This window comes from Serratia sp. NPDC078593, from assembly GCF_050268245.1.
In the GTDB taxonomy this organism is placed as follows: domain Bacteria; phylum Pseudomonadota; class Gammaproteobacteria; order Enterobacterales; family Enterobacteriaceae; genus JBNNGK01.
In genome coordinates, this window is the sequence record NZ_JBNNGK010000007.1 from 104702 (window position 1) to 117280 (window position 12579).

Annotated in this window: 10 protein-coding genes and 1 pseudogene; 3 read left to right on the forward strand and 8 right to left on the reverse strand. The window is 55.1% G+C overall.

Going from position 1 to position 12579, the window contains the following annotated elements:
• Nucleotides 1-626: 626 nt before the first annotated feature.
• The 5 genes from ACQKDS_RS10085 to ACQKDS_RS10105 all read right to left on the reverse strand — a co-directional run bounded on the left by ACQKDS_RS10085 (nucleotide 627) and on the right by ACQKDS_RS10105 (nucleotide 5192).
• A complete protein-coding gene (locus ACQKDS_RS10085) occupies nucleotides 627-1259 on the reverse strand; it encodes a CatB-related O-acetyltransferase (protein WP_399669528.1) in 633 nt (210 codons plus the stop codon).
• Nucleotides 1260-1526: 267 nt separating this feature from the next.
• Nucleotides 1527-2036 (reverse strand): protein disulfide oxidoreductase, encoded by a 510-nt coding sequence (locus tag ACQKDS_RS10090; RefSeq protein WP_399669526.1) that lies wholly within the window; start codon nucleotides 2034-2036, stop codon nucleotides 1527-1529.
• Complete coding sequence (locus ACQKDS_RS10095) at nucleotides 2029-2745, reverse strand: DsbA family protein (protein ID WP_399669523.1); 717 nt, start codon at nucleotides 2743-2745, stop codon at nucleotides 2029-2031. Before ACQKDS_RS10095 ends, ACQKDS_RS10090 begins: the two co-directional genes overlap by 8 nt.
• Entirely contained in the window at nucleotides 2745-4778 is a 2034-nt protein-coding gene (locus ACQKDS_RS10100; protein ID WP_399669520.1) for a protein-disulfide reductase DsbD family protein, read from the reverse strand. Before ACQKDS_RS10100 ends, ACQKDS_RS10095 begins: the two co-directional genes overlap by 1 nt.
• A 48-nt stretch (nucleotides 4779-4826) precedes the next feature.
• The gene (locus tag ACQKDS_RS10105) at nucleotides 4827-5192 is read right to left on the reverse strand and encodes a copper resistance protein (RefSeq protein ID WP_399669517.1); all 366 of its coding nucleotides are present in this window, start codon (nucleotides 5190-5192) and stop codon (nucleotides 4827-4829) included.
• Between the two features lie 192 nt (nucleotides 5193-5384).
• Between ACQKDS_RS10105 and flk the strand changes: the two genes are divergently transcribed.
• Nucleotides 5385-6422, forward strand: a complete 1038-nt coding sequence (flk, locus tag ACQKDS_RS10110) for a flagella biosynthesis regulator Flk (protein ID WP_399669514.1) — start codon at nucleotides 5385-5387, stop codon at nucleotides 6420-6422.
• Between the two features lie 2 nt (nucleotides 6423-6424).
• Here the strand turns inward: flk and ACQKDS_RS10115 are convergent, their stop codons facing one another.
• The gene (locus tag ACQKDS_RS10115) at nucleotides 6425-6583 is read right to left on the reverse strand and encodes a hypothetical protein (protein WP_399669511.1); all 159 of its coding nucleotides are present in this window, start codon (nucleotides 6581-6583) and stop codon (nucleotides 6425-6427) included.
• Between the two features lie 112 nt (nucleotides 6584-6695).
• Here ACQKDS_RS10115 and apbE point away from each other — a divergent pair, with 112 nt between their 5' ends.
• Nucleotides 6696-7727: an FAD:protein FMN transferase ApbE gene (gene apbE, locus ACQKDS_RS10120; protein ID WP_399669508.1), complete on the forward strand. Its 1032-nt coding sequence runs from the start codon at nucleotides 6696-6698 to the stop codon at nucleotides 7725-7727.
• Between the two features lie 999 nt (nucleotides 7728-8726).
• Here the strand turns inward: apbE and ACQKDS_RS10125 are convergent.
• Both ACQKDS_RS10125 and fabB read right to left on the reverse strand, forming a co-directional pair.
• Nucleotides 8727-8948 (reverse strand): hypothetical protein, encoded by a 222-nt coding sequence (locus ACQKDS_RS10125; RefSeq protein WP_399669505.1) that lies wholly within the window; start codon nucleotides 8946-8948, stop codon nucleotides 8727-8729.
• 211 nt (nucleotides 8949-9159) lie between these two features.
• The gene (fabB, locus tag ACQKDS_RS10130; RefSeq protein WP_399669502.1) at nucleotides 9160-10374 is read right to left on the reverse strand and encodes a beta-ketoacyl-ACP synthase I; all 1215 of its coding nucleotides are present in this window, start codon (nucleotides 10372-10374) and stop codon (nucleotides 9160-9162) included.
• A 172-nt stretch (nucleotides 10375-10546) separates the two neighbouring features.
• On the opposite strand from fabB, the pseudogene mnmC reads away from it, so the two are divergent.
• A pseudogene (gene mnmC / locus ACQKDS_RS10135) lies at nucleotides 10547-12557 on the forward strand (bifunctional tRNA (5-methylaminomethyl-2-thiouridine)(34)-methyltransferase MnmD/FAD-dependent 5-carboxymethylaminomethyl-2-thiouridine(34) oxidoreductase MnmC).
• Nucleotides 12558-12579: the final 22 nt, after the last annotated feature.

Below are 12579 nucleotides of genomic sequence, written 5' to 3' on the forward strand. Positions count from 1 at the left end.
AACAGGGCGCGGCGTGCCACGCCCCTACCATAAATCCACACCCGTGCTCGCACACCCTACCCGATACAACATTCACCGTAGTGGCCGGGCATGCCCGGCCTGTATTACATCTTCAACATCCGTAAAATGGACGCAGCGTGCCACGCCCCTACCATAAATCCGCACCGTGCTCGCCCACCCCAGCCGAGACAACATTCACCGTAGTGGCCGGGCATGCCCGGCCTGTCATGTATATTCAACAGCCGTAAAACGGGCGCGGCGTGCCACGCCCCTACCATAAATCCACACCGGGCTCGCACACCCTACCCGATACAACATTCACCGTAGTGGCCGGGCATGCCCGGCTGTCATGCATCTTCAACAGCCGTAAAACGGGCGCGGCGTGCCACGCCCCTACCATAAAACCACACCGTGCTCGCACAGCCCAGCCGAGACAACATTCACCGTAGTGGCCGGGCATGCCCGGCCTGTATTGCATCTTCAACAGCCGTAAAACGGGCGCGGCGTGCCACGCCCCTACCATAAAACCACACCGTGCTCGCACAGCCCAGCCGAGACAACAATCATCGTAGTGGCCGGGCATGCCCGGCCTGTATTGCGTATTCAGCATCTGCGAAAAATGGGTGTTACGGCTGGCGCAAAGACTCAACGGCTAACGTCAATGATGTCATATCATTACCTGTCAACAACGGCTGAAGAGTAGCAAATTGCGCCTCTGGCAGCGTATAAAGCCGCAGCGCCAACAGCCTTTCAATCGTCTTTTCGTCAAAGCGAGTACGAATGACCTTTGCCGGATTACCGCCCACAATGGTATAGGGCGCTACATCCGTGGTCACCACACTGCCGGCCGCCACTACCGCACCTTCGCCAATCGTTACCCCTGGCATCAGCATCGCTCGCATTCCCAACCAACAACCATCACCTAAGACGGTATTCCCTTTGGGTAAATACGATTGCGCAATAGTTTCCATAAAGGGGTAAAGGCTAAACCAGTCGATACGATGCGTATGGTTTCCCCCCATCAAAATGACGGCTTCTGCACCAATGCAGACATAATCACCAATGATTAATTGATCGATAACCCCTAACGGCTGCCAACTCTGGCTAACGGCATCGCCGTGTAAATAACGCACGACCGACCGTTCAAAACCTTCATCCCAACAGTCGCTGTAATAACTGTGCGTTCCCTTAATGATGATATTCGGGTTGGTGACAGTTTGGTGCAATAATTCCGTTTTAGACCAGTGCTTTTCTGACATGGCGTTTTCTCTTCATCAAAATAAAACCGCGCCACGGAACGTAAGATCGGTGGCTGTATTTTCCGTTCAAAAAATACAGCCGAGTCGAGTAATTATTGCTCTTTTTAATCTGATATCAGGATTCATTCAATCCACCTTATTAGCAAGGATAACGAAACATGTTGGCTGGTTATCCGCCCTATGATGCCGCTTCAACGCCACGTTCGCACTCGCCCATTTCTACCGGACGAGCGCGAAGAACCTCAGCATGCCACGTAGAGTCTACCGTCACTGATGGCGCAGGCCGGCCCACCACAGACGTAATTTCATGCCCCAATAGCTGGTCCAACCGGTGGTGCTCTGCACCACCTTGCCATGAGAAATAACGACAAATGTTGGCGTTACGCCTACCTGCCACTGTTCAGCTAAGGAGCCGCGCGGATCGTTGATAACCGGCATCGTCAGCCGTTTTGCCGCCAACCAGTCCGCCACTCGCCCATCATCGCCGGAGCGCAACGCCACACTCAGCACATTGCCCCCCTCTGCGCTTAATGAAGCAACGCTAGGGGTAGTGTAACGACACACGCCACACCAACTGGCCCAGAAATAGAGCAGCAGCGGCTTGTGTTGGCTACGTTCTGCCAGCGAAATCGGCTCGCCATCAAGGGTTTCTAGCTGGTGCGTTTCAAACGCGCTAGGTGCCTGCGGTGCACGCAGCACATCCATTACGAAAACGATGACCGTTACGATGCATAACAGGATAAAAATCTCACGCGCCCAGCGCTTCAACCTACCCATTGCTGGCCTTCGCCAACTGCTGCTTCACCAGACTTTCCAGATCGGCATACGACACCGCGCCCGGCAGCATCCGATCGCCGATCAGTGTCGCCGGAGTCCCCTGCACGCCAAGTTGTTCCGCCAATTGCATATTAGTGCGTAGTGTTTTCATACTTTGCTCACTGGGCGTAACCGCTTTAACCCCCGTTTTTTGCTGTGCGGCAGCAATACTGGCCTTATCGTGAAAACCCTTTTTCGCCATCAGGCGTTGATGCAAAGCCCAAAATTGCGCTGGATGTTGCTGCCATGTGGTCAGTGCAATACGCGCCGAACTGATCGACGTTTCACCTTTAAATGGCAGCAGTTTCACAACCAATGCGACCTCAGGATACTGTTTGACGATTTTTTCCAGCATGGGATCAAACTGCTTGCAATACGGGCAGTTGTAATCGGTGAAGGTCACCAGCGTCAGTTTGGCATTTTTCACCCCCAAACGTGGACTGGCCGGATCGTCATACAGTTTTTTGGCGTTCTGCTCAATCGCCTGACTGACCTGCTGTTCAGCCGTTTGCTGCTGCCAGGCATCTACCGCCTGCGCCAGAATATCCGGGTTGGAAACCAAGGTTTCACGCATAATTTCTTTGATGCGCGTTTCTTGCTCCGGGGTAAACGGCGCCGACGCCCAAGCGGGGGAAACCATCATCATCAATACAATCAGTAACATTCTCATTATTCGGTTCCTTTGGCAGCAGACAGCGTTTGCAAGACAGCATCACGGGTTAATAACGGTGATAACACCTCGCCGTTTGGGCTGTTAGGGCCATAAATTTGGTTAAAGGGGACGGCGACACTGCCACGGCGTTGCAGAAAAGCAGTAATCTCGGCCGAAGGACGGCTCCAGTCGCCACGCAACGCGACCACATCCTTCGCCATCAGCGCTTGTTGCACATCATCCCGTAGCAGTACGTTGAATTTGTTGGCTTTACAGGTCACACACCAGTCAGCGGTCACATCAACAAACACCCGTTTGTGCTGCGCTAATGCCTGGGTAATCGCCTGTTCAGATAAAGGCTGCCAATTAATGCGATCCTCCAGTGGTTGATGCCACAGTTTGGCGCTCAATGCCCCGCCGAGTACCATCACACCCACCAACAGTAGCGCACTGGCAGCAACCATCCCTGCTAAGCGCGCGCCGTGCTGACGCCAAACGGCCAGCAACAGGCCTAACAGCAGCAGCACCGCAACGACCACGGTTAGCGTAGCGCCAATGTGGTTAACCATTAAGCTAAGCAACCACAGTGAAGACGCGAGCATCAGCAGGCCCAGCACCAGCCGTAGCCTATTCATCCAACGCCCCGGCCGCGGTAGCTTCAGGGCCAATGCAGGCCACGCAGCAATTAACAGCCACGGCAGGCTCATACCGATCCCCAGCGCTACAAACATGCCCCACAGCACGGGTAATGGTGCAGCCAAGGCAAACGCCACTGCCGTACCGAGGAAAGGTGCAGAACATGGCGTCGCCAGTAGCGTGGCAAATGCCCCCTGCCAAAAGTGCCCGCTAAGCCCGTGCCCCCCTTGGGTCGCCAAACGCGTATTAAGATCGGAAGAGAGTTGCAGGTGGAACAAACCAAACAGGTTGGCGCTAAACAGTAAGGTGATCAGCACCATAAAACCGATAAACCACGGATTCTGGAACTGGATACCCCAACCGAGTGCGTGATTGCCCAATCGCAGTAACGTCATCAGCAAGGCTAAGGCCATGAATGACGCGACGATTCCCGCGCTGGAAGCCAGAAACTGCATGCGTACGCTGCGCCGATCGCGCTGTTCCACTTGTAAAATTGAACCTAACTTCATGCCCAATACCGGTAGCACGCACGGCATCAGATTGAGGATCAATCCACCGGCTAACGCCATCAGCACCGCTTGCCACAGCGGAAACGCGGCGTGGCTCTGCCCTGCAATAGGCTCACCGATGGTTAGCGTTGTCTCCTGCGCCACATCGCCATCGCCGATCACCAGCGTCAAGGTTTTGCCTCGCAGATCGGGGGCGCTGTCGCCCCAACCATCGCTCACCGGTATCCGCGCCAGTAATTGCTGGCCGTCGCTGCTGATATGCGGTGTACCGATATCCACACCGTCGAGGTTATCGAAAAATAGCGCCGGCTGCTGCCAACCACCACGGCGTTCGGCGCTGATTTGAAGCTCTCCATGCTGATAACCTGCGCGAAGGTTTTCCGCCACGCCCCGCTCTATCGGCACTTGCCCCATTGCCTGAGCAAAGTCGTGGTTAAACTGCGCATCATCAGGCGAACTCAGATCGAGGCTAAAGGGATAGTCGGTCAACACGCAGACATTGCTACAGGTAGACAGCGTTAAGGTTCCCGCCAACGTGCTCGGCGGTTGTCCTTTCATCACAATAGGCAGCGTGACCCGATGGTGATAACCCTGGGTAGAAATACCCGCGACCTCAAAGCGCTGCGGCGTAGGCCAGTACCAACGCGCCGGTGGCGGACTGCCCTGCCAGGTAATTTCTGGCGCAATGCCCCCTTCGCCTGGGGAGCGCCAGTAAGTTTTCCAGCCGTCTTGTAGCTCGACTGACAATAACAGGCGGGTTTCGCCAGCCTGGGAAGTATCGGCGCGCAGCCGAACTTGCGCGTGTTCGTTAGTTGGGCTTTGCAGCCAGCCGCTATCCGCCGCCTGCACCATCGGCAGCCAGAGCAATAGCAGGCTGGCAAGTGCCAACCTAAAAATCTTCAACATAGTTTTCTCCGTAAATGAATGTGTCATCGTCCAAATCAGACGATTAACTCATTCACGGAAGACGCATAATCGTAGATGTACCCTGAGGGTCGGCGGGGAAATGGCTCGCAGAGGGGGAATGCGCAGACGCGCAGCCATGGTCGGTGCCAACAGCTCTAGCAATAGTGCCAATCCAAGCAACATGCCTTCAAACATCAGCGGAGGCGCGGCTAATAAGGATTTTGCACTGAGTTCACACGGCGTGACAGGAGCGTCAGTGCTATCATCACCGGCCGTTATTGCGCTACTGATTACTGGGATGCCGACGACCATTTGCAACGCATGCAAGCCCGCCATGCGCTGCGTGATGCAGGTCAGCACCACCAGACAAGCCAGACATAAAAACCATTTTGCACTTCGCTGCCGTTTAACCATGACATCCTCTGTTCTGATTCTGCGCTTATCTTAGCGGCACCAAAGTAATTGGCAACATTTTGCCTGTAAAGAAATGTCTGCCTGGCAGTATTGATAGCATCAATTAACAGGTATCATAGACCGCTTATGTTTCCTTAAACCTGTGCTTTTCGCCGGGTATGACTTTTTTCTGCACAGCGAAGGACTGGTGATATGCAACCTTTGAGTGGCCCCGGTACCCACAACGTTTCCGAACGCTCTCCGGCCGGGGGGAAATCCACCGTCTCTGACGATCAGCCTCTCTCGCCAGCACAGCGTACGCGGCTAGAGAAACTGATTGTCAAAATTATGGCGCTTAGCCCGACGAAATCAGCCGAGATATGGGTTACGCTGCGGCATGACCTTGGCGTCAATCAACTGGGCGAACAGCACAGTGAGTTGCTGGCGCGCCATTTTGAACCCGCCGAACAGCTGTTGCAAAGCCGGTTGAGCCAGGCACAGCAAAGCCACGCCAACCGCCAGTTGCTGCAACAGTTAACCGAGCTACTACCGCAGGGAAATAACCGTCAGGCCGTTAGCGATTTTATTCGTCAGCAATTCGGCCATACCGTGCTGAGCCAACTTAGCCACGAACAGTTGCAGCAAGTCTTCAATCTGCTACAAACCGGCAGCCTAGCGATTCCCCAACCGCAGCAGACCGCGACCAGCGATCGTCCGTTGTTACCCGCCGAGCATCAAAACCTGCAACAACAGGTCACCAAGCTCAGCGCCGCTACCGGTGAATCTCCGACCAAAATCTGGCAAAGGCTGTTTGATTTGGTCGGAGTGAAAACTAACGATCCGCTGCCAGCACGTCATTTCCAACTGTTAAGCCAGTATTTGCAGGCCAAAATAGCGCTCAGCCCGCAAAGTGCGCCAACCTTGAACAATTTGCTGGCGGTATTGAAGCAACCGGCCGATCGGCAAGAGCAGCAACAATTGAATGATTACTGCCAGACACGCTTTCACTGTGCTGCCAACGCGCCACTGACCCATGCTCAACTCAATGATGTCATCAACCAGTTGTTCGCTCAGCGTTTGGAAAAGGTCGGTGTTACGCCGTTGATTCACCACGACGCACCGCCACAACCATTGCTCAACCCGCTGATCGCCGCACTGCCACTGCCGGTGCAAAAAGCACTCAGCAAACCCGCCGTGGCATTTATCGTCCTGGTGATGGTGCTAGTCATAGTGTTAGCGCTGGTGTTTTAACCCTAGCTACAGCCGCAATCCGCTAGCGTTTGCCCGACCAGCGAGCCGCGAGATTCCCCGATAGCCAACGGATGGCCGTCGCGTAACCAAAAGTCCAATCCACCGTTCGGCTCTTTCACCTTGAAACCTTGCAGTGCTAATTTGAAGGCGACTTTAGTCAACTCTCAGGCGCTCCCTACCCGCCCAAAATGTGCTTTTTCGCCCCCGCCTCTTTTCATTTCGTTCAGTTTGCTCTATTTGTAACGCCCTTCTTCGTTTTAAAGGATTTTCCCCATGGCCAGAATTTTCGCCAACGGGCTGTTGTTAAGCATGATAGTTAGCCTGCTGACCGCCTGTAATGACACCGAAACACGCCCACAGATCGATATTGAAGGTAAAACAATGGGTACGTTTTACAGCGTAAAAATCAGTGGCGCAGTGGCCGAAAGCCGTCAGCAATTACAACAAGACATCGACGCACTACTCGAACAGGCAAACGACGATATTTCGACCTATCGCCCCCACTCGGTACTGTCGCGTTTTAACCAGTCGCGCAGCGCTGAACCGCAGCCTGTCCCGCGCGGGATGGCCGACATTATCCTGACCGCGCTACGTATTGGCCGCGACACCCATGGCGCCATGGATATTACCGTCGGCCCGTTAGTTAATCTGTGGGGGTTTGGCCCGGATAAACACCCGGTAAAGATACCTAATCCGCAGCAAATTGATGCAGCTAAAAGCAACGTTGGTTTGCAACATCTGAAATTAATCAGCGACCAACACGGCGAGAGGCTGCAAAAGGATTTGCCGAGTCTGTATGTTGACCTTTCAACGCTCGGTGAAGGTTACGGCGTCGATCAGTTGGTAAAACTGATGGCACGTAAAGGCATCACCAATTATCTGGTATCGGTCGGTGGCGCGGTGTCATCGCGCGGAGTAAATGGCCAGGGAAAACCGTGGCGCGTCGCGATTCAAAAACCAACCGATCGTGAAAATGCGGTGCAAGCGCTGGTGGATTTGCAAGGGTACGGGATCAGCACCGCTGGCAGTTACCGTAACTACATCGAGCAAGACGGACAACGTTATTCGCACGTAATCGATCCCACAACGGGCCGGCCGATTACCCATAAGCTGGTTTCCGCCACGGTGATTGCACCCACAACGCTGGAAGCTGACGGCTGGGATACCGGGCTGATGGTGTTAGGAACGGAAAAAGCGCTAAAGCTAGCCGAGGAAAAAGGTTTGGCGGTGTATTTAATCAGTAAAACCGATACAGGTTTTAGCGCGGTGATGACACCACAATTCAAAGCTTTTTTAGTGCAATAAATAAGGGATAAAACGGGCGCGGCGTGCCACGCCCCTACGCTACATCAACACCGTGCTGACACCGCCCGCACGATACAATGTTCACCGTAGTGGCCGGGCATGCCCGGCCTGTCATGCGTATTCAACATCCGTAACACGGGCGCGGCGTGCCACGCCCCTACGCTACATCCATACCGTGCTCTTACAACCCGCACGATACAATGTTCAGCGTAGTGGCCGGGCAAGCCCGGCCTGTCATGCGTATTCAACATCCGTAACACGGGCGCGGCATGCCACGCCCCTACGCTACATCAACACCGTGCTGACACCGCCCGCACGATACAATGTTCAGCGTAGTGGCCGGGTATGCCCGGCCTGTAATGCGTATTCAACATCCGTAACACGGGCGCGGCGTGCCACGCCCCTACGCTACATCCATACCGTGCTCTTACAACCCGCACGATACAATGTTCACCGTAGTGGCCGGGCAAGCCCGGCCTGTCATGCGTATTCAACATCCGTAACACGGGCGCGGCATGCCACGCCCCTACGCTACATCCATACCGTGCTCGTACAACCTGCACGATACAATGTTCACCGTAGTGGCCGGGCATGCCCGGCCTGTAATGCGCATCCCACATACGTAACACGGGCGCGGCGTGCCACGCCCCTACGCTACATCAACACCGTGCTGACACCGCCCGCACGATACAATGTTCAGCGTAGTGGCCTGGTATGCCGGCCTGTCATGCGCATCCCACATCCGTAACACGGGCGCGGCATGCCACGCCTACGCTACATCTAAGCCATGCTCACACCGCCCGCATCATACAATGTTCAACGTAGGGGCCGGGCATGCCCGGCCTGTCATGCGTATTCAACATCCGTAACACGGGCGCGGCGTGCCACGCCCCTACGCTACATCCATACCGTGCTCGTACAACCCGCACCATACAATGTTCACCGTAGTGGCCGGGCATGCCCGGCCTGCTGTAATGCACACGGCACAACCGATTGCTGTTACTTAGTCAGCGCAATAATCCCCAGCGTCAAACCAGCAACCGCCGCGGCGCCACCGGCGATTGCGCCTGCTGTTTCCCAGTTATCCTGTGTGGTGCCTTTCATACAGGTGTTGGTATGTACCAATCGCCCCTGGTCATCATAAACCGGTACGCAAGGAGAATTGGTCGCACAGCCAGCCAATACGGCTGCAAGTAATCCAACCACAATTATTTTTTTCATATTTATTGCCTCAATGTTCGATCACGCTTCAACGCAACGTTGAGCGGTGATCACCGTTTCGCGGCTATTGTATGCACAATCATCTGAATGAACAGTCAATGATCTCCCGACGGCGATCATTTGGGATAACTCTGAACGGGCATTAGGCGGATAACGGGCAGTAAAAAGCCCGCATAATCGCGGGCTTGATCTCGTTAGGCGTTAAAACAAATTATTTCTGCAATTTACGCATAACCAGCGTGGCGTTAGTGCCGCCGAAGCCGAAACTATTCGACATCACCGTGGTCAGTTCGCGCTGGGTCGGTTCGGTCACGATATCCATACCCGCCGCTTTCTCATCGAGATTGTCGATATTGATGCTCGGGGCGATAAAACCGTGTTCAACCATCAGCAGGCTATAAATAGCTTCTTGCACACCGGCCGCGCCCAACGAGTGCCCGGTCATCGCCTTAGTCGACGAAATAGCCGGCGTCGTGTCACCGAACACTTCACGGATTGCGCCCAGCTCTTTCACATCGCCCACCGGCGTAGAGGTGCCGTGCACGTTGATGTAATCGATTGGGGTATCCAGATCCTGCATCGCCATCTTCATGCAGCGCACCGCGCCTTCGCCCGATGGCGCCACCATGTCAGCTCCGTCAGAAGTTGCACCGTAGCCAATGATCTCAGCATAAATGTGCGCGCCGCGCGCCAACGCGTGTTCCAACTCCTCGACTACCACCATGCCACCGCCGCCAGCGATAACAAAGCCGTCGCGCGCTTGATCATAAGTACGGGATGCTTTTTCTGGTGTGTCATTGTAGCTGGTTGACAGTGCGCCCATGGCATCGAATTCACAGGCCATTTCCCAGCACAGTTCTTCACCGCCGCCAGCAAATACCACATCCTGTTTGCCCAGTTGAATCAGTTCAACCGCATGACCAATGCAGTGTGCGGAAGTCGCACAGGCAGAGCTGATCGAGTAGTTAACACCGCGGATTTTAAACGGGGTTGCCAGACAGGCGGAAACGCCAGATGCCATGGCTTTGGTGACCATATAAGGACCAACGCCGCGCAGACCTTTGGCACGCATACCGTCAGAACCGGCAACTTGGTTACGTGGCGAACCACCGCCAGAACCGACAACCAGACCGGTGCGCTCGTTAGAGACCTGATCGGCTGCCAGACCAGAATCTTTAATGGCTTCTTCCATGGAAAGGTAGGCATAAACCGATGCATCGCTCATGAAACGCATCACTTTGCGGTCAATCAAACCGGTAGTGTCCAGTTTAACATCGCCCCATACGTGACTACGCATGCCGGAATCTTTCAGTTCCTGGGAGAAAGAGATCCCAGAACGTCCTTCCTGCAGGCTTGCCAGGACCTCCTGTTGGTTGTTACCAATGCTGGAGACAATGCCCAGGCCTGTAATCACTGCACGTTTCATTCAATACCTCTTCCACAATATTTTTCATTCGGGATTTCGCATCGCACTTTAGCGTACAGTTGTACGCCGAACAAGTCCGATCAGCATTATTCTGTGTAATTCTGATCCAGTTTGCGCCATAGCGCCAGCGCCGTTAAAATCTTGTCACCCCTTGAATTATGAGCAACTGACCGTGAGCCACGCCCCCATCCAAACCGCTGCATTATCCTGGAACGAACAGGGTACACCTGTTTCGAAACAGTTTGATGACGTCTATTTTTCCAACCAGGATGGGCTGGAGGAAACCCGTTACGTCTTTCTGGGCGGCAATCGGCTGCCTTCACGTTTTGCAGACCACCCGCGGCCACTGTTTATTGTGGCGGAAACTGGCTTTGGCACCGGCCTGAATTTCCTGACGCTATGGCAGGCATTTGACCATGTCCAACGCGCAACGCCCGCTGCCACAGTGCAACGTTTGCACTTCATCAGCTTCGAAAAATTCCCACTGCAATTGGCCGATTTGGCAGCAGCACATGCGCGCTGGCCGGAACTGCAACCCTTTGCCGATGAACTGCGTGCCCAGTGGCCGCTGCCGTTACCCGGCTGCCACCGACTCGTGTTAGCCGGGGGCCGCGTCACGCTTGACCTGTGGTTTGGTGACGTCAACACGCTATTACCCAGCTTCGACCACAGCATGAATAACCAGGTTGATGCCTGGTTTCTTGATGGTTTTGCGCCATCAAAGAACCCGGATATGTGGACCGAGCAGTTGTTCAACGCGATGGCGCGTTTCGCCCGGCCTGGCGGCAGTTTCGCCACCTTTACTGCCGCCGGTTTTGTGCGCCGCGGCTTACAGCAGGCGGGATTCTGCGTTGAAAGAAGCAAAGGCTTCGGCCAAAAACGTGAAATGCTGATCGGTACACTGCCAGCCGACACGCCGGCGGCCGTCAATCCCACGCCTTGGTATGCGCGCCCTGCCGCAGAACGCCTTGATGATATTGCTCTGATCGGCGGCGGTATTGCCAGCGCCCTCACCGCTCTGGCGCTATTACGCCGCGGTGCCAAGGTGACGCGATGATGCACCGGCAAACGGGGCGTCAGGCAACCGTCAGGGGGCGTTATACCCGTTACTAAACGGGCGCGATAATCCGCTGGAGCGTTTTTTCTGCGCCGCCTTTCCCTTTGCCCGCCGCCAGTATGATGCTCTGGCGCAAGACGGGGTGAATTTTGCTCATCAATGGTGCGGTGTCAGCCAGTTAGGCTATAACGAGAAAAGTGCGGCGAAAATTGCCAATATTCTGGCAACCGACTGGCCGGCGGAACTGGCATCTGAGGCCGACCGCGCCACGCTAAACCAACTCGCTGGGCTAGATAGCGGATTTGACGGTATTCATTATCCGCAAGGTGGCTGGCTAAGCCCGGCCGAGCTCACCGACGGTGCGATGGCCCTCGCGCAACAACAGGGGATAATCGTCCACTACGGCTATCAACTCGACGCGTTGACGCCCGTTGCTGCAGGCTGGCAATTGGCCTTCAGCAATGGTGAAAATCGTCAACACGCGACGGTGGTATTGGCGAATGGCCACCAGCTGCCGTCATTCCCTGTCACTGCCGCGTTGCCAATGACGGCGGTGCGCGGGCAGGTTTCACATATTCCTACCACGCCAACGCTTAGCCAATTGAAACAGGTATTGTGTTACGACGGTTACTTGACGCCGGTTAATCCACTCAATCAACAACATTGCATTGGCGCAAGTTATCAACGCGGCGATGTCGGCACCGATTACCGTGAACCAGAGCAGCAAGAAAACCGCGCGCGTTTGCTGCGCTGTCTGCCAGAGCAAACCTGGACACAGCAGGTTGACGTGAGCGACCGGCAAGCACGCTGTGGCATACGCAGCGCTTCACGCGATCATCTGCCGCAGGTGGGCGCCGTACCGGATTATGCGCAGACGCTAGCGCGCTATCACGCGTTGTCGCGCCAACGCCAGCGTGGCGAGAATATTGAGACGGCACCGGTCTATTCGGGGCTGTTTATGCTGGGCGCGTTGGGTTCTCGCGGATTGTGTTCCGCCCCGCTGGCGGCAGAAATCTTAGCTGCGCAGATGTTTGGCGAGCCGCTGCCGGGCGATGCTGAAACCTTGGCAGCGTTAAATCCCAATCGGATGTGGATCAGAAAACTATTGAAAGGACGTGCAGTGTAATTCGCGGCGTCGGGGCTCAACC

Excerpts from the sequence above, each read along its gene's own strand:
- apbE (WP_399669508.1), top strand. The coding sequence starts at position 6,696 with ATGGCCAGAATTTTCGCCAACGGGCTGTTGTTAAGCATGATAGTTAGC.
- ACQKDS_RS10095 (WP_399669523.1), bottom strand. The coding sequence starts at position 2,745 with ATGAGAATGTTACTGATTGTATTGATGATGATGGTTTCCCCCGCTTGG.
- ACQKDS_RS10100 (WP_399669520.1), bottom strand. The coding sequence starts at position 4,778 with ATGTTGAAGATTTTTAGGTTGGCACTTGCCAGCCTGCTATTGCTCTGG.
- flk (WP_399669514.1), top strand. The coding sequence starts at position 5,385 with ATGCAACCTTTGAGTGGCCCCGGTACCCACAACGTTTCCGAACGCTCT.
- ACQKDS_RS10105 (WP_399669517.1), bottom strand. The coding sequence starts at position 5,192 with ATGGTTAAACGGCAGCGAAGTGCAAAATGGTTTTTATGTCTGGCTTGT.
- ACQKDS_RS10090 (WP_399669526.1), bottom strand. The coding sequence starts at position 2,036 with ATGGGTAGGTTGAAGCGCTGGGCGCGTGAGATTTTTATCCTGTTATGC.
- ACQKDS_RS10085 (WP_399669528.1), bottom strand. The coding sequence starts at position 1,259 with ATGTCAGAAAAGCACTGGTCTAAAACGGAATTATTGCACCAAACTGTC.
- fabB (WP_399669502.1), bottom strand. The coding sequence starts at position 10,374 with ATGAAACGTGCAGTGATTACAGGCCTGGGCATTGTCTCCAGCATTGGT.
- ACQKDS_RS10125 (WP_399669505.1), bottom strand. The coding sequence starts at position 8,948 with ATGAAAAAAATAATTGTGGTTGGATTACTTGCAGCCGTATTGGCTGGC.